Annotated in this window: 12 protein-coding genes; 5 read left to right on the forward strand and 7 right to left on the reverse strand. The window is 43.1% G+C overall.

Annotated features, from left to right (window positions below; all coding sequences use genetic code 11):
• Window positions 1-115 precede the first annotated feature (115 nt).
• From hpsA to gloA, 3 genes are all read right to left on the reverse strand, one after another.
• Entirely contained in the window at window positions 116-4,927 is a 4,812-nt protein-coding gene (hpsA, locus tag ABF638_RS13880) for a hormogonium polysaccharide biosynthesis protein HpsA (protein ID WP_435023253.1), read from the reverse strand.
• Window positions 4,928-5,564: 637 nt separating this feature from the next.
• Window positions 5,565-8,207, reverse strand: a complete 2,643-nt coding sequence (gene clpB, locus ABF638_RS13885) for an ATP-dependent chaperone ClpB (RefSeq protein ID WP_435023254.1) — start codon at window positions 8,205-8,207, stop codon at window positions 5,565-5,567.
• A 497-nt stretch (window positions 8,208-8,704) separates the two neighbouring features.
• The gene (gloA, locus tag ABF638_RS13890) at window positions 8,705-9,139 is read right to left on the reverse strand and encodes a lactoylglutathione lyase (RefSeq protein ID WP_435023255.1); all 435 of its coding nucleotides are present in this window, start codon (window positions 9,137-9,139) and stop codon (window positions 8,705-8,707) included.
• 257 nt (window positions 9,140-9,396) lie between these two features.
• Here gloA and eno point away from each other — a divergent pair, with 257 nt between their 5' ends.
• Window positions 9,397-10,686 (forward strand): phosphopyruvate hydratase, encoded by a 1,290-nt coding sequence (eno, locus tag ABF638_RS13895; protein WP_289796787.1) that lies wholly within the window; start codon window positions 9,397-9,399, stop codon window positions 10,684-10,686.
• A 74-nt stretch (window positions 10,687-10,760) separates the two neighbouring features.
• On the opposite strand, the gene argC is transcribed toward eno, so the two are convergent.
• Window positions 10,761-11,819 (reverse strand): N-acetyl-gamma-glutamyl-phosphate reductase, encoded by a 1,059-nt coding sequence (gene argC, locus ABF638_RS13900; RefSeq protein ID WP_435023256.1) that lies wholly within the window; start codon window positions 11,817-11,819, stop codon window positions 10,761-10,763.
• A gap of 296 nt (window positions 11,820-12,115) precedes the next feature.
• Between argC and ribBA the strand changes: the two genes are divergently transcribed.
• The 3 genes from ribBA (at window position 12,116) to ABF638_RS13915 (ending at window position 14,352) form a co-directional block, all read left to right on the forward strand.
• The gene (ribBA, locus tag ABF638_RS13905; RefSeq protein WP_435023257.1) at window positions 12,116-13,789 is read left to right on the forward strand and encodes a bifunctional 3,4-dihydroxy-2-butanone-4-phosphate synthase/GTP cyclohydrolase II; all 1,674 of its coding nucleotides are present in this window, start codon (window positions 12,116-12,118) and stop codon (window positions 13,787-13,789) included.
• A 93-nt stretch (window positions 13,790-13,882) separates the two neighbouring features.
• Window positions 13,883-14,113 (forward strand): type II toxin-antitoxin system HicB family antitoxin, encoded by a 231-nt coding sequence (locus tag ABF638_RS13910; RefSeq protein WP_435023258.1) that lies wholly within the window; start codon window positions 13,883-13,885, stop codon window positions 14,111-14,113.
• Window positions 14,113-14,352: a type II toxin-antitoxin system HicA family toxin gene (locus ABF638_RS13915; protein ID WP_435023259.1), complete on the forward strand. Its 240-nt coding sequence runs from the start codon at window positions 14,113-14,115 to the stop codon at window positions 14,350-14,352. The genes ABF638_RS13910 and ABF638_RS13915 overlap by 1 nt, the downstream gene beginning before the upstream one ends.
• Window positions 14,353-14,634: 282 nt before the next feature.
• Here ABF638_RS13915 and ABF638_RS13920 read toward each other — a convergent pair whose 3' ends face one another.
• Complete coding sequence (locus ABF638_RS13920; RefSeq protein ID WP_435023260.1) at window positions 14,635-16,347, reverse strand: diflavin flavoprotein; 1,713 nt, start codon at window positions 16,345-16,347, stop codon at window positions 14,635-14,637.
• 178 nt (window positions 16,348-16,525) lie between these two features.
• Complete coding sequence (locus ABF638_RS13925) at window positions 16,526-18,250, reverse strand: diflavin flavoprotein (RefSeq protein WP_435023261.1); 1,725 nt, start codon at window positions 18,248-18,250, stop codon at window positions 16,526-16,528.
• Between the two features lie 109 nt (window positions 18,251-18,359).
• On the opposite strand from ABF638_RS13925, the gene ABF638_RS13930 reads away from it, so the two are divergent.
• Window positions 18,360-19,190: a pantothenate kinase gene (locus tag ABF638_RS13930; RefSeq protein ID WP_435023262.1), complete on the forward strand. Its 831-nt coding sequence runs from the start codon at window positions 18,360-18,362 to the stop codon at window positions 19,188-19,190.
• 127 nt (window positions 19,191-19,317) lie between these two features.
• On the opposite strand, the gene ABF638_RS13935 is transcribed toward ABF638_RS13930, so the two are convergent.
• Window positions 19,318-20,160 (reverse strand): alpha/beta fold hydrolase, encoded by an 843-nt coding sequence (locus tag ABF638_RS13935; protein ID WP_435023263.1) that lies wholly within the window; start codon window positions 20,158-20,160, stop codon window positions 19,318-19,320.
• Window positions 20,161-20,433: the final 273 nt, after the last annotated feature.

The raw sequence follows: 20,433 nt of genomic DNA on the forward strand, positions 1-20,433 counted from the left end.
GCAGAGGAAAGGCTTTGAATTTCCCCCTTCCCTACTAGGGAAGAGGGCTAGAAATTAGGTTTGTTAAGGTGGTCTATTCACCTAAAAAGTGCTGTAAAAAATTTCATTCAACACTTCAGGATGGTTGCAGTTGGCAGTTACCAGGACGTTCACTTTCAGGTAGTGCAAATTTGAAACCACTACCAAAGAAGGTGGTGTCCCCAGAAGGCATATCAAACCCATCCTCTGTTTGAGTTTGGACAGCACACAACAGAGTTTTCACCCAAAGATCATCCCGACCTACTTCTCTGAAGTATTCATTCGGAGGATCTATTGCTGGAATTACAAAACGCTGGGCAAACAAGTCGGGATTTTGCGCCAGTAACGCCACATCAAAACCCCAGTTACGGTTAGGAGCCATATAATAAGGCGCTTCCCCAGCAGGATCACTACCTATAGAAGTACTATCTGATGTGTAACCAGGTCTATTAGAATTCAGAATTCTAATAAAGATACTGTTATTCTTTGCAAGGTTAGCAGGGGTATTATCATTAGGGTTAGAAGAGGTTGCAGGAGCAGTTGTTGGTCCTGGTCTGACAAGAACTTGGAAGGGTGCAGTAGCATAGATACTGCGTTTAAATTGGATGAATGAACCGTTGATATTGGCATTAACTCCATCCCAATTTTCTAAGAAGCGTACAAAGTTATGCAAACCTCCATTGATTTCGTAGCTAGTTGCACCCACACGAGCAGGAGTATCACCAGCTGCAATTACTAGATTAAAAGTTGTTTCACTTGCCCTAGACAACCATCTAGTATTTTTAACGACAGTGGATAATCCTCCTGCTAAACTGGCATAGTCTTGATTTTGAGGCCCTGTAGTGGTTGTTACCTGTAGTTGCAATACAGGTTCTAATAGCGGCTGGTACAACGCATTTCTGATGGGTGTAGTCGTGAATGGTGATGTGGCACCGGGGAAATCCCTAAGCGAACCAGAAGCTGGTAGTTGCGGATACCTGTAGAAAAGACGCTTAGTCTTGTCGTATTGTATCTCGCTAGTGCTGAACTGTGGTGGGCTAATAGAAGTACTTGTTGTCGTTGCAAACCATAGGGCATTAGTCGCTATGTCAGGTATGCTATTCGGGTCTAGCGCACCACCTGCGGTAAATGGCGGAAGTTCTTTTACTGCGCCTGATTTGATACCTAGTGGAATAGGAGTAGCGGCACTAAAAGTTATGGGAGTATTAGCAATATTAACCAGCTTGGCAAAATCAGCACCAGCATTGTATGTCCGTTTGAACGCAACCCTACGAGCAAACCGTTCAAAACCAGCCCTTGGCGATCGCGCAGTTGTACCAGCTAAGAGTCTGTCAGGATTTGCGTCTATTACCTCACTAGACCTTTTTAGGGTTTCTGCTGAGGTTAAAGTATTGCTTAGGTTATCATCATTATCTAAACCCACATGCCAGTCACCTGGTTCGCATTGTGAAACTGGTATCCTGAAGCACATTTCCATGACATATTCTGGGAAACTTCCTCGCCGCTGAATGGGTGTGACAAAGTTGTTCAAGTAAGAACTGTTATTGTCAGTACCAGTGGGAGTACCCTTGTAGTAGGTATCACCACCAGAGTCAGTGAAGAATTTAGATGAAGTGACGAAGTTGTTATTCCAGAAACCCGCCCTCAGTCGGCTGAGTACGATGTTAGGGTCACTTCCTTGGTTATTTCGCAAGTCGTAATCACCCTCATTGCGAAAACCTTCGCGGAAGTTACCAGAAAGCAAGGTGACAGCATCAGCAATCACTGATGCAGATCGCCAGGTTTCGCCTGTATCGCAATTAGGTAGTCTAGAGTCTAGCGGACGACAAGCAAAGTTAGGATCGCGATTTGTCGCAGCGCGAGTGTAAAATTTACTATCGTAAGTAGCATCACTGGGAGGAGGTAAAAGACCCGCATCTTTAAATTCTTGCTTGGTATGCAGATTAAAATTGCCTTTAACATAAGCTGGCAGGTCAGTTGCTAAAACTAAGCCTTTTTCTTCTGCTCTGTAATTGTTTTCGCGGCTCAAGTCACTGCCATTAATCAACATAATGGCGTTAGGTCGCCGCTCTGGATCAAGCCTGTAGTCAGTAGCACTGACATTTTCACTTGAGTTACTGGCATCTTTTTGAGCATCATCACGGGATGCATAGATAATGCCACTATTAGGTAACAGATATTCGTTAGACCAAGTACCAGCGATTGATTTTGTGCGAAGCTTATTTAAATCGATGACAGTGGCACGAATTTCTAAAGGTTGACGCTGTTCAACTTCTAAATTGTAGTTTCCAGTTAATGTGCCACCTTTATCTATAGCTTTAATTTGTCTAGCATCAAGAAATGCAATTTCCTTAATTGCATTATTAGGAACATAAGTCTCACTCGTTGAGAGAGTCCCATCAGCAATTTCTATTGCACAGATTGTGGAATCAATTGCTGCTTGCTCAGATAATGTCAGGTCTTTATCTGTTGCTTTGAGTAGTGCTTGCCGCAGTAGCGGATTTACAAAACGACCGTTGGGAAATGTCAAGTTGGCTTGATACTTTAAGCGATCTAGCAAAGTTACAGCAGAGTTCGTTACATCTTCAGCGTTCGCCGCAGTTGTAAACAACCCACTCGTTAAAGTCTGTCCTCTAGTTATTTCATCAGATGTAGTATCGGAAATGTTGTAAACGATCCCGTTGTTAGAAGCTGCTACTGTTGTAGGATCGAGGGGATCGTAGGTGTTTGTGTTTGCCGTTGTTTGATTAGTGGGGTTGTGGTAACTGCTGACGCAGGCTATAGGTGTTTGATAATGATCTGCTGTAGCCGCATTAGGATCATAGGAATCACGGTTGTAGTGATAAACTGCTGTGGCACGCATCACCAAATGCCCACGTGTTGGAGTACCGTCGATAGGATTAGCAGGATCAGGCACTAGCATGGGCATGGTGTCAGGCCAGACTACTAATGATGAAGTAGTAGGTAGTCCAGAGCCTGTACTTCTATATATTCCTGCACCTGTAACTACTCGCAGTCCGCCCACTACATCAAGAACATCAGCGCGGGGTGAAGCGGCTGCTATTTCCCAGAATCCGTCACGTCCAGTCACCCCTAAATCTGCCAATTGTTTGACGCTAGTAGTACGAGTACGATCTTTAGTAGTGCTACCTGTCCATTTCACACCAGTAATAGTTTCAGGTTCTTCCTCTCCGACAAAAATTTCTTTTGTACTGTCCCATCTGAGTTCAGGTAAATTGTTACCTACTACAATGCGATCGCCTAACCGTGATTCTATGACAGGAGAAGTTTCTAAGGTTGCTGGGTCTGTAGCAGGTAGCTCTGATGTGGTTAGCGTTAATGTTGTATTGGTATTCGTGGGATATATCCAGCTATCTGGTGGACGTAGGGCATTACTTCTTGCTGAATCGTCATATCCTTCGAGAACATTTGCTGTAGTAAAACTACCAACGCCATCAGTACCATAAGCTACTTCATTAAATGGTACTCGTCTGGTACGTTTTTTGAAGTAGGTTTCCAGTTCTTCTCGACGTACTTTATCTGAGTCTAAACTTGGGTCGGCTGCAATCCGCTTGGTTCTATTATCTTCGACCTCTTGGGGGTCAGTAGTTGTAGCGTGAGCTACTTGTGCATTTACCAACAAGTCAATGCGTTGAGCATAGGCCTGGCTGTTATAGGCAATTTGATTTGGGGCATTCGAGGTAGATTTATTTGTGCTTGCGAGTGATGTTTGTATAGGGGCATTATTTTCTCGAAATAAATCTACTTGAACTGCCCCAACATCTGAAGCGCTTATTGGCCCATTACCTGCAACATTACCACCAACAACTATTCTGCCATTTTCTCGCTCGTAATAACAAGAATATCTACTGCTGACCTGGAATAGCGTAATATCTTGATTACTTCTACCCATCAATAGATTACTGTTGGTGAAAATGCGCCCATTCAAACGAAATCTAGGACCAGGTGTAATATCTAAATCATCCTCATAGACAACAGCATTATTAGTAATGGGAACTTGACTACGGTCTTGTTGCATTTCTAAAGCCGAGAAGCCCTTATTTCCTCGATATGCTTCATATTTGCTTGTATCAAGATCATCATTTAAGCTACTAATAGGAACCGTTGCTGCATATACGAAAAAGCTTTTTTTCAATTCACCAGTTGGTAACTTATACCAACCAGAAGCGCCTACCAAGCTGGCACTAGTTTCACCGGCTACATCACAAGCTCCACCTGCCTTAGCCGGTAGCATAGGAGGGGTTCTAGCATCTAGAGGGCTTCTCTTTCTCTCTTGGGTTGTACCAGTTTGGGGGGGAGTGCGGAAGTAGAGACCGTAGAGAATAAAGCTATCAAATTTACCGTTATTATCTGTATCGGCAGGAAATTTCCAGGCTGTTTGTAAGTTTTCTTTATTCTCTAAAATGACACTACTATCTGCTTCAATTGTGGTATCTTTATCAAGATTATACGCCAGGGTTATAGGAGTTTCATCACCAAATGTATAGACAGGAAGTTTATTGGTTAAGGTACTGTATAGTGTTACATTTGATGGAACAGAACGTGGTAAAGTCGGGTCAGCAAACAGTGCAGTTATTTTAGCTTTAGCTCTTTCTAAAGCAGGGGTAGCAGCTTGTATTGTCGCTTCATTCACCCGGACATTACTAGCATTTTTGGAGCGCTCAAAAGACCGAAACAAAATTGCAGTTGTTAACAATACGACTACCAAAGTTACCATTGCCACTGTTGGTAACACAAAGCCAGCATTTGCCGCTCCAGGTCTTCTTCGAGTCCCAAAAATAGTGCGGAGGAACCAAATAATTTGCTTGTTAATTGCAGATAAAAACTGCTTACTAATTTGTTTGAAGGTTTTTTGAATTGCCTTGAATAAATGACGTTTTCGAGACATAGCTGCTTCCCTATTTTTTTTGCATCTTAATTTATACCTGCCAAGGATTTTTACAGGTAAAACATAAGACTATACTTATCTAACTACTGCATCTGGTTTTAATAATTTCCAAATACAGTAGGTAAAACAAAAAACAATTTACTTAAAGTTATATCATTCATAAATTGTTGATTTTATCCGGTAAACACTGATTTTTTTAAAATTATTTAATTCAAGTCTGATCAAGAACAAGAGCATGACTTCACAGTAAAATTGCGGAAATGTATTTTATTTGAAGGCGAATTTATGAAGATGTTGTTAGCAGAGTAAGCTTATAATACCCATCGGTTAAAGGAAAAATATCAGGTGGGTGCAAAATAATCAGATGTTCAGCCAAAATTCCCGACTTCTTAGAGAAGTCGGGAAACTTGTTGTTTACATTGCTTTTATTAAGAGGTCATTTATAAAGTTAAAAAGGGTGGTTATAAACCAATACACTTGGGTTAAGGGTTATTGGTGTAGGTAATTGGTTTTTGAAGACGCGATAAATCGCGTCTCTACATGAGGGTTTTGGGCATCTCTGAATTGTATTGGTTTATAAACCGCGTCCCCACAGGCAAAACCCACGGATGTGGGTTTCAATCGAATTCATCTGGTGCTATGTAGCAATCTGTGGTAATGACACTTTCACCAGTATTTTTTTGCTAAAAGACAGACCGTTTTCATTTTTGTCAATGATAATCGTGTCTCCAGAGATAAAAGTATTCTCCAATAACTTGGTGGCGAGGGGGTTTTCTACTTCTCGCTGAATTGCGCGTTTGAGTGGACGCGCACCATAAACTGGGTCATAGCCTGACTCGACAAGGTGATCACAAGCCGATTGGGATATCTCAAAGAAGATTTTTTGCTCGCGCAAGAGATTTTCTACCCGTTTGAGTTGAATGCGGATGATATGCCGCATTTCTGTACGGCTGAGGGTATGGAAGAGAATAATATCATCGACGCGGTTGAGAAATTCGGGGCGGAAATGTGATCGCAAAGCTTCCATTACCCTAACTCGCATTGTTTCATATTTGGAATCATCACCAGATACATCCAAAATATGTTCGCTACCAATGTTACTGGTCATCACAATGACGCTGTTACGAAAATCTACTGTCCTTCCTTGAGAGTCAGTAATTCTCCCATCATCTAACACCTGTAATAAAATATTGAACACATCGGGGTGCGCTTTTTCCACTTCATCTAGCAGCACCACCGAATAGGGACGGCGGCGAATCGCCTCGGAAAGTTGACCGCCTTCTTCATATCCTACATATCCTGGAGGCGCTCCCACTAACCGAGAAACTGAGTGTTTTTCCATATACTCAGACATATCTAAGCGCACCAATGCATCATCAGAATCAAAGAGAAACTGAGCTAAAGCACGAGCGAGTTCGGTTTTGCCCACACCTGTGGGGCCCATGAACAAAAATGAACCAATGGGACGAGAGGGATCTTTCATCCCCGCACGGGCACGACGAATTGCCGCTGCAACCGCTTCTACAGCCTCTTCTTGCCCAATGACTCGTTGATGTAAATGACTTTCTAGTTGCAGTAATTTTTGCCGTTCCGATTCCAACAGGCGATTGACGGGGATTCCTGTCCACTTGGCAACGATTTCGGCAATATCGGCTTCGGTGACTTGTTCTCGAAGTAAAGTGGAACCTTGGTTTTGAATTTCTAAAAGGTTTGCTTCTTTGGCTTCGCGATCGTGCTGTACTCCTTCTAATTTGCCATACTTCAATTGGGCAGCTTTATTTAGGTCATAGGCACGTTCCGCCTGTTCAATTTGCACTCGCAGGGCATCTTCTTCTTTCTTTAAGGCGCTTATAGCTTCCAATAGTTGCTTTTCACCTTGCCATTGCTCATTAAATGTCAGTTGTTTTTCCGTTAAATCGGCAATTTCTTGCTCAATGCGCTCCAAACGTTCTTTAGTTTGGGGAGTACCCTTTTCTTCGCCAGCTAATGACAGCTTTTCCATTTCTAACTGCATGAGGCGGCGATCAATGGTTTCTAATTCCGCTGGTTTGGAGGTAATCTCCATTTTCAACTGTGCTGCTGCTTCATCCACCAAATCAATGGCTTTATCTGGTAGAAAGCGATCGCTAATATAACGTGCTGACAGTGTTGCTGCTGCTACCAAAGCCGAATCAGAAATTTTGACGTTGTGATGCACTTCATAGCGTTCTTTCAACCCCCGCAGAATGGAAATAGTATTTTCCACACTTGGCTGATCGACAAATACTTGCTGAAAGCGGCGTTCTAAAGCAGCGTCTTTCTCAATGTGTTTGCGAAACTCATCTAGGGTAGTAGCACCAATACAACGCAGTTCTCCCCGCGCCAGCATTGGTTTGAGCAGATTTCCCGCATCCATCGCTCCTTGTTGGTTGGAACCTGCACCAACTACTGTATGCAGTTCGTCAATAAACAGGACGATTTGACCGTTAGATTCCGTAACTTCCCGGAGAACAGATTTCAGACGGTCTTCAAATTCACCCCGGTATTTTGCCCCAGCAATCAAACTGCCCATATCTAAAGAGATGAGTTGGCGGTTTTTCAGAGATTCGGGAACGTCACCATTTACCATCCGTTGTGCTAAAGCTTCTGCGATCGCAGTTTTGCCTACCCCAGGTTCACCAATCAAGACTGGGTTATTTTTACTACGACGAGACAAGACTTGAATTACCCGCCGAATTTCATCATCCCGCCCAATTACCGGGTCGAGTTTTCCAGCTTTTGCCTGTTCTGTCAAATCTCTGCCAAATTTTTGTAAGGCTTCATAGCGGGATTCTGGGCTTTGATCTGTCACCTTTTGGCTACCGCGAATGGCTTTGATAGTAGCTTCTAGTTTGGCTGCATCTGCACTAAAGCCTTTGAGAATCTTTCGTCCCAGGCGATCGTCTTCAGCAAAGGCTAAGAGTATATGTTCCACGGAAATGTAGGAATCTTTCATCCTAGCTCTAGCTTCCTCGGCTCGGTCTAGTAAAATATCTAAATTGCGGCTAAGGTAAAGCTGATCGCTTTTACCAACTTTGGGCTGGCGTTGGGTAAAGGCTTCTAGCTGTTGCTGCAAGCGGATTGGATCGACCTCAGAACGAGCCAGAATGCGTATTGCTAGACTAGTAGGTTCTTCTAACAGGGCAATAATTAAATGTTCAACATCTAGTTGCTGTTGTTGATAAGCACGGACTATATCCTGAGATTTAACAATTGCTTCCCAGGCTTTATCAGTAAATTTATTCGGATCTGTAGGTTGCATCTTTAGAATTTTGGAATTTTGATTTTTAGTTGTTTATGGAGTGGAATTGGGTATTAAGGATTGGTAGGAAAATTAAGTCCCCAGTCCCCAGTCCCTAATTATCCAAACATTGTCAGCGGATATCCGCGTGTATCTCCGGTGGCAATTTGGGATTGGTAATTGGTGATAGTTATAATTCATTACCTATTTTCTAATTTAAAACGAAAACACTGTTCTGAACGGACTTTGCCAGATGGTGTTATTGGAGCGATGCCTATGACGGCTACGCCTACGCTCTTAGGAATACGGATACACTAATAGGATTTACGCAGAGGATATACCCTAACCCGCCTAAAAAGCGGAGGCAAAAAGCGAAAAGTATCGCACGTCTCACTCTTAAGCAAAACTTGCTGCTCAGATCCCCGACTTCTTCAAGAAGTCGGGGATCTAAATTCAGCTTAAGTAAGTGAAATTCCACCCTAACGATAATTTATTTTTTTGGAAATCCCTTATAAGAATCACTGACTCACAAGTTGCTCTTGTGATTCCTGTTTGGCTGCCGATCCTTGAGATCCTAATTGAATCAGTTCAATTTTATACCCATCTGGATCTTCCACAAAAGCAATTACTGTTGAACCATGTTTCATCGGCCCTGGTTCGCGCACGATTTTACCGCCCTGATTGCGGATTTCTTCACAGGTAGCGTAAATATCATCAACCCCAAGGGCAATGTGACCGTAAGCATTACCCAATTCGTACTTTTCCACACCCCAGTTGTAGGTTAGTTCGATCACTGCGTTGTCGCTTTCATCGCCGTAGCCCACAAAAGCTAAGGTAAATTCTCCCCCTGGATAATCTTTTCGGCGTAGTAATTTCATACCCAAAAGTTCACAGTAGAACTTCAACGACTCTTCCAGATTGCCTACCCGTAGCATTGTATGTAGTAATCGCATATTGACCTTTTCTGTGTAATTGATTTAGTGTTATTCTCTGCCAACATTTTACATAGCTGAAAGTCTTCAGGTAGAAATGCCATCAGGGAAAAAATAAAATAAACATTCCCTTACCCGTTTTTGGTGTTGCTCCCTATCCATACAATGGAAATCTTCTTTAATCTCAGCCAATAAAGTCTCTTAACAGCATAAGCTAGCGATTGGGTTAGGCAACTGGACTGGGTGCGTAACACACTCGAATAAAGGATAAAGTACAGATGAGTAAATTTTTAGACACTGCAATTGAAGCGATCGCAGCCCGTGAAATTCTTGATTCACGCGGTAGACCGACAATTGAAGCCGAAGTGCATTTAGCTAATGGTGTTGTCGGACTGGCGCAGGTTCCCAGTGGTGCTTCGACTGGCACTTTTGAGGCTCACGAACTGCGTGATGGCGATAAAAGCCGTTATGGGGGCAAAGGCGTACTCAAGGCAGTACAAAACGTCAAGGAAGCACTTGCACCAAAATTACTAGGCTTGGATGCCCTCAACCAAGAACTCCTAGACCGCACGATGATCGCCATAGATGGTTCTCCTAACAAATCCAATTTGGGCGCGAATGCAATTTTGGGGGTTTCTTTAGCAGCAGCCAAAGCTGGTGCTGAGTCTCTAGATATTCCTCTATATCGCTATTTGGGTGGTCCTTTAGCGAATTTGCTCCCAGTGCCGTTGATGAACGTAATTAACGGTGGCGCACACGCATCAAACAACGTAGACTTTCAAGAGTTTATGATTGTCCCAATTGGTGCAACTTCCTTCCGGGAAGCATTGCGCTGGGGTGCTGAGGTGTTTGCTACCCTCAGTCAAGTATTAGATGAGAAGGGTTTACTTACTGGTGTAGGCGATGAAGGCGGCTTTGCCCCTAACTTAGAATCTAATCAGGTGGCTTTGGAATTGCTGGTTGCTGCCATTAAGAAAGCTGGTTACAAGCCAGGTGAACAAGTAGCTTTAGCTTTGGATGTGGCGGCTAGCGAGTTTTACAAGAATGGTCAGTATGTTTACGATGGTAAACCTCACGCTCCGGCTGAGTTTATTGATTATTTAGGACAACTAGTTGATCAATACCCAATTGTATCAATTGAGGATGGTTTGCACGAAGAAGATTGGCAAAGTTGGCAATTGCTGACCCAGAAGTTAGGTTCGCGGGTGCAATTGGTAGGGGATGATTTGTTTGTTACCAACGCCACTCGTTTGCAAAGAGGCATTCAAGAAAAAGCCGCTAATGCCATTTTGATTAAACTCAATCAAATTGGTTCTCTCACCGAAACCTTGGAAACGATAGATTTAGCAACTCGTAACAGCATCCGTTCAGTAATTAGCCATCGTTCTGGTGAAACCGAAGACACAACGATCGCTGATTTAGCTGTAGCAACTCGTGCCGGTCAAATCAAAACAGGTTCACTCTGTCGCAGCGAACGTGTAGCAAAATATAATCGCTTGCTGCGAATTGAAGATGAATTAGGCGATCGCGCCGTTTATGCTGGTGCTGTGGGGTTAGGGCCTAAGTAGGGAATAGGGAATAGGTTACAGGTTAAAGGTTACAGGTATTTTCTGTCCCCTGTACCCTGTCCCCTTTCCCCTAATTAAGGATAAAACCCCAACTTGGGCAACCCCAAGGTTTCATCCCAGCCCATCATCAAGTTTAGACACTGGATCGCTTGACCCGCCTGCCCTTTAATGAGATTGTCAATTGCTGACATGACAATCACGCGACCTGTGCGCGGGTCAACTTCTACACCGATGTAACAAAGATTGCTGCCGTTAGCCCACTTGGTTTGGGGATAAACGCCACTACCGCAGACTTTCACCCAAGGAGAGTTGCGGTAGAAGGCTGAGAAAATTGTGATTAAGTCATCTCGCACTAGACCGGGATCGCTCATTGTGGCATATACCGTTGCCAAAATACCGCGTACCATTGGGATAAGGTGCGGTGTAAATTGGATCATGAGTTCGTGACCAGCTAAGTCACTACAAATTTGCTCAATTTCTGGGGTATGACGGTGACGACCGACATTGAAAGCTGCTATGGAGTTGTCTGCTTCAGCTAGTAATAAGTTGGTTTGAGCTTGCCGTCCACTGCTAGATGTGCCAGACTTGGCATCGATAATAGCTGTTTCTGGTCTGATTAAGCCTTGCTTTAAGAGTGGCGAAAGTGCAAGGAGACTAGCGGTGGGATAGGAACCAGGACAGCCAATAAGTTGAGCTTCGGTAATGCGATCGCGATAAAGTTCTGGTAATCCATAAACTGCTGTAGCTGCAATTGTGCGATCGCTTCTCTCAATACCATACCAATTTGTATAAGTTGTCAAATCACTAAATCGATAGTCTGCACTCAAATCTAATACTTTACATCCTTTTTCTAATAGTTTGGGCGCGATTTGGCAAGCCAGACCATTTGGTAAAGACAGGAAAACTACTTCACAGCGGTGAGCAATTATTTCTGGTTCTACCGCCTCTATTAGCAGGTTAGTTGCATGAGCCAGATGTGGGTAAAGATCCCCAAAGGATTTCCCGATACTGCTCTCACCTCCTAAATAAACCAGTTCGACTTCTGGATGATCCATCAGTAGTCGTACTAACTGTACTCCGCCATAGCCCGACGCGCCAACAATCCCAACGGGTACGCGTCTAAATTTGCCCATGATCTGAAATCCTTATCCCATGAATGGTTAATTCGTTCTCAGCTATCAACAATATCAGCGACTAGACGCACAGCGTACAAAACGCCCCAAACGGGGAGATGAGGGGATGAGGAAGTAAATTCTTCCTCATCCCCCTCATCTTTTGCTGTCGCTGCACTTTCTCTCCACTTTTAATGGCAAAAATTTTTGCCACATTATCAAATCATTGCTAGTCTACTTCTCTGCCTTATAAAGGAGCTACAATCTAGAAGAAGAAATTGTTAAAAAAATTTACGTTGGTAGCTGGAAATCTTTCTGTGTCACAGCCTAATACTACACAAGCTTTTAAATTTGATTCGATTGATGCCGCCTTAGCAGACCTAAAAGCTGGTCGTGTGATTGTAGTGGTAGATGATGAAAATAGAGAAAATGAAGGCGACTTGATTTGTGCTGCTCAATTTGCCACACCCGACACGATTAATTTCATGGCGGTGGAAGCCAGAGGACTGATTTGTTTGGCAATGACAGGCGATCGCCTAGACGAGCTAGACTTACCCTTAATGGTAAGTAACATTACAGATACTAACCAAACTGCCTTCACTGTCAGTATTGATGCTGGGCCAGAATTGGGTGTCACCACAGGCATTTCAGCAGAAGACCGCGCCCGCACTATCCAGGTTACTCTCAACCCAGCCACAAAACCTACTGATTTACGTCGTCCTGGACATATTTTTCCCATTCGGGCTAAGGCTGGAGGCGTACTCAAACGTGCAGGACATACAGAAGCGGCTGTGGACTTATCTCGACTAGCAGGGCTGTACCCAGCAGGGGTAATTTGTGAAATTCAAAACCCTGATGGTTCAATGGCACGGTTGCAGCAGTTAGTTGAATATGCTAAACGTCACAATTTAAAAATTATTAGTATTGCGGATTTAATCAGTTATCGCCTACAGCACGATCGCCTAGTATATCGGGAAGTTGTTACTAAGCTGCCTAGTCAATTCGGTCAGTTTGAAATTTACGCCTACCGCCACACCTTAGACAATACAGAACATGTTGCAATTGTCAAGGGTGACCCAGCGAACTTCAAAGACGAGCCTATAATGGTGCGGATGCACTCAGAATGCTTAACTGGTGATGCTTTGGGTTCTTTGCGTTGTGACTGTCGAATGCAGTTACAAGCTGCATTGAAAATGATTGAGTCTGCTGGTCAAGGTGTAGTTGTATACCTGCGTCAAGAAGGACGGGGAATCGGCTTGATTAATAAGTTGAAAGCCTACTCGTTGCAGGATATGGGGCTGGATACAGTCGAGGCAAATGAGCGCTTAGGATTTCCTGCGGACTTGCGAGACTATGGGATGGGGGCACAAATGCTCATGGACTTAGGCATCAAAAAGATTCGCCTGATTACCAATAATCCCCGCAAAATTGCTGGAGTTAAGGGCTATGGGTTGGAAGTAGTTGACCGCTTGCCGTTATTGATTGAGGCAAATGACTACAATTCTTATTATCTAGCGACAAAGGCGAAAAAGCTAGGTCACATGCTGTTACAGACTTATCTGGTGACAGTAGCAATTCACTGGCAAGATGACCCGGAAGCTGTCACAGAACGTTATGAACGCTTAGAGAAACTGCGACATTTAGCGAGAAGTAATGATTTATTGTTGCAGGAAGAAGCGCGTCCGTTAGCGATCGCTATATTTGACGAGCCATCATTGACTGTACACTTGGGTTTTGATCAGGCAAAAGTTGCTAGCTGTGATTGGTATCGCCAGAATGGTCATCCTTATATACAAGCTCTCTTCCAAATTCTGGACAAACTAGCAACAGTGCCATACATCCAGAAACTAGAATTTCTGATTTCTTCTGGTTGCGATCCTTTGAGTAATTTACAAGTTCAACTAGATCGGCAGATATTCGCCAATGGTACACTGCCTTCATCGATTAGCGATCGCTTGGAGACGCAGCAAATTTACAGCTTTAGCAAATAGCCGCCTTCCGAATAGTCAACTTCTTAAGGGGGTTGCAGGGTTTATTGTGTGTAAGTCCTACATTCCCCCCGAACTTTTTAGCCATTCTTTTATATGACAATGAGAGCAATCAAAATTATTGTTGAAAAACATAACGACGGTTACGTAGCCTATCCCTTGGGTATCAAAGGGGTTGTAGTTGGCGAAGGTGACAGCTATGAGGAAGCACTAGCTGATGTTAAATCTGCTATCCACTGCCATATAGAGATATTTGGTCAAGAGGTTTTAGAAGAGGAATCAACAGTCCTAGAAGCTTTTGTGGCAGAAGCTGAGGTTCCTATTTAATGGTTAAATTTCCAGTAGATGCATCTAAAACTAAAGTAATTAAGACATTAGAATTTCTGGGATTTACTGTTATTAGAGAGCGGGAACATATTGTTATGGAGCGAGAAAACGAAGATGGAACAAAAACTCCACTGACTATGCCTAACCATTCTCAAATTAAAGGTTCGACGTTGAGATCCATCTGTACTCAAGCAGGTATCTCAAGAGAGGATTTTTTGTCTGCTTATGAGCAAATCTGAAAGGCTGCATTCCGTTTTTACTCAAAACACTCTAAAAGATACAAGTCACAAATAAATTATTTTACTAAGCGATCGCATCTCTCCAGACAAGCTTACCAATAGACGATTCGTGAAAATAAGATTATCTGCGATCGCTCTCCAAATCTCTACTTTTTACCTCAGAACTCGACACTTCAGTTTTATAGAATGGGCTGGGGTTTAGAGAATAGTTTTACACTATCCTCTAGTCATCTGACTTCATGCCCCATGCCCAATGCCCAATGCCCAATGCCCCATTCCCAATTAATAATGAGTTGCCGACTTGCGATGATGTACGGCTGTGATGCCATCAGTATCTAACAATTTGCCACTCTCGACAGTCGCATAAACCAGCCAGTGGTCGCCAGATTCCATCCGGTTTTGTACAGAACATTCGAGATATGCTAAAGCATCCGTAAGTATGGGAGAACCACTTTCAGTTTCTTGAGCGGCGACATCAGCAAATCGGTCTTGTCCTGGGCCAAAAGGTTTGAGGAAGTGCTTCATCAATCCTAAATGATTCCCTTCTTTAAGGATGTTGAGGACAAATTTGTTTCCTGTATGAGTCAGTGTTTCTACTGCCCGGTCTTTGGCAACGGCGATGGTTAAACCAGGTGGACTAAAGCTGGCTTGAGATACCCAAGAAGCTAACATAGCACTGGAGCGATCGCCTTCTTTGGCTGTAAGAACGCAAAGAGAACCCACAATCCGACCAACTGCTTGTTCTACAGTTGTTGCAGGTTGACTAGGCGATCGCACTTTTCTAGCTTTTTTGAGTGCTTGGGCAAAGTCAGTTCCAGCTTCTTCACATAATTGTAAGGTGGCATCGTTGGGTTTGAATTTTACGCGGATAGTGTCAAAACCAAAGCGATAACCAGCATCTTTCAATTTACCCTCAATTAAATCAACTGCTTCTCCACTCCAGCCAAAAGAACCAAAAACACCAGCAAGTTTATTATTAGTAGCGGTGGATAGGACAATTCCTAATGCTGTTTGTACAGGTGTTGGTGCATGGCCCCCAAGAGTAGGAGAACCCATGATGAAACCACCGGCTTTTTCCACAGCCGCCCGGATTTCTTCTGGTTCAGTAAATTCGCAGTTAATCGATTCTACAGCGACGCCAGCTTTTGTAATGCCACGAGCGATCGCTTGGGCTAATGTGGCTGTATTTCCATAAGCTGATGCATAAATCAACGCTACTGTCAAGTCAGCAGAAGTTTGCTGTTGACTCCATTCTCGATAAGCTTTGGTCAGTTCGATTAAGCCATAGCGCACCAAAGGGCCGTGTCCAGTGGCATACATTCTCACGGGAAAATCGACAAGTTTATCCAGCGCTGTTTCAACTTGACGGGCGTGGGGAGCCATCAGGCAATCAAAATAATAGCGCCGATCCTCGTTATATACTTCCCAACCTTCATCAAAGACCTGATCTCCACAAACATGCGCCCCAAATAACTTATCTGAGTACAAAACTTCTGTTTGTGGATCGTAGGTGCTGAGTTGATCTGCATAGCGGGGATTCGGGATGGGAATAAATTGTAAATTATGCCCATTACCCAAATCTAGAGTTTCTTCACCCCGCATCACAAGAATTTGCAAATCTGGATTTTCTAGCGCTGCACGTAAATTTATCGCCCCTGGATTAGAACACACAAAAGTGATTTGCGGGGCAATTTCTAACAAAGCTTTTAAAGTTGCGGCGCGGTTAGGATTTACGTGTCCCAAAATTACATAATCTAGGTCTTCGAGATGGAAACGTTGCTGTAACGCTTCTAAATAAATTTGCGTAAACGTTTCCCCTGGAGGATCGATAATTGCGTTTTTATCGCTTTCGATTAAATAAGAATTAGCAGTTGTACCCTTAGCAAGAGCGTATTCAATTTCAAATCTGAGCCTTGACCAACTGCGCGATCGCAGTATTCTTGTATCAGTGGCTATTGGATAAACTTGAACATCACGGGGTTTATTTTTTGACATGGCTAAAATAAGAGTTATGAGTTATGAGTTATGAGTTATGAGTTATGAGTTATGAGTTGAAGAAAGTCGTTAATCTAAATCTTGTAACTTCCGTTGTGCAGACGATATTTTTTGTTAAACTCGTCCCTACAACTACTAATTTTTAACTTCTAACTTCTAACTCCTAACTCCTAACTTTTTAGTAGTGATTACCGACTTTACGGTGATGCACAGCAGTCAAAGCTTCTGGCTTAGAAACTCGTCCGGCGTAGACTGTGCTGTATACCGCCCAGTGGTCGCCACAATCCATTCTACTGATGACTTCACACTCCATGTAGGCGAGGGCATCGTTGAGAATAGGCGCACCATTTTCGGCTGGCTGAGTTCTCACACCTTCAAAGCGATCTGCACCAGGGGCGAACCGTTTTAAAAAGTGTTTCATGAGTGGTTGGAAATTGCCTTCTTCTAAAACGTTGAGAACAAAGCGATCGCCTACTTGCATGAGTGATTCAATTGCCCGATCTTTGGCTACTGCAATGGAAAATCCCAAGGGCTTAAAGCTAGCTTGACTCACCCAAGACGCTAGCATAGCACTGGAAACATCGCCTTTTTTGGCAGTAATAATATATAGTCCGCCGCTGATTCTACCTAGTGCTTTATCTAAGTCAGCACTAAGGGATTTCATGGCTTTGATACTGCGATCGCGTGTTACCCATTGAGCTAAGTCTGTACCCGCTTCTTCACACAGCTTGTAAGTATTTTCCGTAGGCGTTTGTTTAATCCGAATCGCTGGAAAAACAGTTGTCAAACCCAAATTGCGGAATTTACTCAGCAAAGGATCTATTGGCTCATCATCGCCACCGCCGGCTTCAAAAACACCGATGGCTTGCTTTTCTTTGGCTGATCCTAAAATTGTGCTGAGTGCAGATTGAATGTTCGCAGCGCCAGAAGCCGGAGGTAGACCAACGATTAATCCCGCACAACGGCTAACTAGTTCGCGCAGTTCTTGTAAATCGACTTCAGATCCCAAATCGACAATTTCCACGGCAACACCGGTTTTACCGATACCGTTGGCAATTGCTTGCGCCAGGCGATCGCTATATCCGTATTCGGAAACGTAAAATATTCCAATTACCGTTTCTGGCTTGGCTTGGGTTTGGCTCCAGGTGCGATAACGTCCAATTAGTTCCTCAACATTGTGAGATAATAATGGCCCGTGTCCTGTAGCAACCATATCGATGGTTTTTAGTTCTGCCATCCGCTTCAAGGCAGAGAGAACTGAACGTGCATTTGGCCCCATCAAGCAATCGTAGTAGTAATGAAAGTCTTCTTCGATAGCTGTCAAGTCTTCATCAAAGGTGCTATCTGAGCAATAGTGCAAACCAAAAGCATCGCAGGTGTAGAGAACTTTGGTTTTGTGGTCGAAGCTGAAAATTGTATCCGGCCAATGTAAATTTGGGGCAATCACGAATTCAAATTCATGACCATTGCCCAAATCTAAGCGATCGCCATTTTTCACAATCCGCCGTTTGAATGGCTGATGTACCAAATCCTCTAGAAACTGAATCGCCACTTTAGAACCGACAACGGTTATTTCTGGAGCCATTTGCAGTAAATCTTTAACTAAACCGCTGTGGTCTGGCTCAGTGTGGCTGATAATTAAATAATCAATATCTGTTGGGTTGATTAGTCCGGTAAGCGTATCAAAATATAGTTGACGAAACTTTTCGTGGGAGGTGTCAACTAAGGCAGTCTGCTCCCCGCGAATAAGAAACGAGTTATAAGTAGTACCGTTTTGTAGACCAAACTCAATATCAAAGCGATCGCGATCCCAGTCCAAAGAGCGAATAGCCGTCGTCTCTTGAGCAATCTCTACAGTCTGTATGGTGAGCCGTTTTTCAGTTTTTTCGGTGAGCGCTACCATAACTCCCTCCTTGACACAATGAGTATTTCTTCCTCTTCTTTTATTGTGACACGGCTTGAATGTTAATTTTTATTAAATAATTGATGGTTGACTTAAAAAATTTAAAAGTGTGAAACCGCAGAAGCACAGAGAATACAGAGAGGAAATTTGGCTAGCGTTGGAGATTGGTAATTCCCGACTGCATTGGGCATTGTTTGTAGGCGAAACACTCTATTCCGCTTGGGATACTGACTATCTTCCTGAGTCTGTTATACAACACTTAGCTGAATGTCAAACCCTAGATGATTTACTAGAGAAAATTTTTCCGCCCAGCCAGCAAGGTGAATCTCTAACAAAAACTCTACCTCTCTGCCCTCTTCTATTAGCCTCCGTAGTTCCTAGCCAAACTGCTATTTGGCAAACTTACCCAAATACTTGCGTTATTACCTTAGACCAAATACCACTAACAGGTGTTTATCCCACACTAGGAATTGACCGCGCTTTAGCTTTGTGGGGTGCGGGGAAAGCTTGGGGTTTTCCAATGTTGGTGATTGATGCTGGTACAGCGCTAACTTTTACAGCTGCGGATGCTAACCAATGTCTGATTGGAGGCGCAATTCTTCCGGGATTAGGTTTACAGTTTGCGACTCTCGGTCAAAAGACAGGACAATTACCATTAGTAGAAATGCACAATATTGCCTCTCTACCACCACGTTTTGGGCTGACTACTACAGAAGCAATTCAAAGTGGAGTCATTTACACATTAATAGCTGGGATTAAAGATTTTATTGAGGCGTGGTGGCATTTATTTCCTGATGGGAAAATTGCAATTAAAGGTGGCGATCACACTTTATTCCTAAACTATCTGCAAGCGTTTTATCCTGAGATTGCAGCACGTTTGATTGTGGAATCAAATTTAATATTTTGGGGAATGCGGGAAATAGTAATAAATGGTGGTTAATTCGTGACTTTTTGCGCGCTCGAAGAGTTTTGATTTGGTTATAGTTGTGACAAAAAACTTGAAACACATATCACGGTTTGAGAGCGAAGGAATATGTGTAGTGGATTGGCAGCAAACTCTGAATGAGCTAGTTTAATTCGTTCAAATTATGGCTTTTTAAAATACCTTCAATAAACTCCCGAATCTCGATCGCCGTAACCCCAGCACAAGATTCTGGTAAGTCATTTCCGGCATGGGCAATCATTTTCAACTCGACTTTTGGCATTAGTTGAGCATAAACCCGGCTCTTGGCTAAAGCATCTGGTGTATCTTGGCCACCTTGTAAAATAAAAACTGGGGCATCTATCATATAAAGCCGCTTTTGCACTAATTCCGCCTCAATTTCTACTTGTCGTCGTTTGAAAAGTAACTGACAAGCTATCGGGTAACGCGACAATTCCTGACGTAATTGCAAATCCTGGGCAATTTTTTCATACCAACCCAGAATTTTAGTCAATGGAATTAGCGATCGCAACAATTTAACTATTAGTGGTGGATAATTCAATAATCGCCGCATCTTTCGGCAATACTGTTCTTGTCCTGCTATCTCTACACCCTCTGGTGCTAGCAGTACCACACCGTCAACTTTTTCTGGATACTTTAAAGCATAGCTAGCAGCAATCCAACCCCCAAGGGAATGCCCCACTAAATATACTTTTTCTAGCTTCACAGCTTGCAAAAATTCAGCTAGACACTCTACCTGTAAATCTATCGAATGGTGGATATTAGGATTCTCTGATTCACCAAACCCTAACAAATCAGGTGCAAAACAATGAAAATCTTGTGCAAGAGACTCCATCACAGATAACCATTGACTGCTCTCATTCCAAGCACCATGTAAAAAAATTATAGGAGTTTTTTCACCGACTTCACGCCAGAATAATAGCCCTTGAGAGAGCTTTCTCCGCGAGTTACGGAATAGTGTATCCATTTTAATTTAGTAGTTAACTTTTAGCATCATAATAAATAGTCATTTGTCATTGGTCATTGTTCATTGGTCATTGGTTATTTGTCATTTGTCATTTGTCATTTGTCATTTGTCATTTGTCATTTGCCATTTGTCATTTGTCATTTGTCATTTGTCATTTGTCATTGGTCATTGGTCATTGGTTATTAACAATTAGTTTTGGACAATTACAAACAGAGAAGTGTGAACCGTTCGCGTAGCCTCTCTTTGGGGCAGCCTCTAGTAGAGAAAAGAGAT

Source organism: Nostoc sp. CALU 1950, assembly GCF_051172895.1.
GTDB classification, from domain to species: Bacteria; Cyanobacteriota; Cyanobacteriia; order Cyanobacteriales; family Nostocaceae; genus Nostoc; species Nostoc edaphicum_A.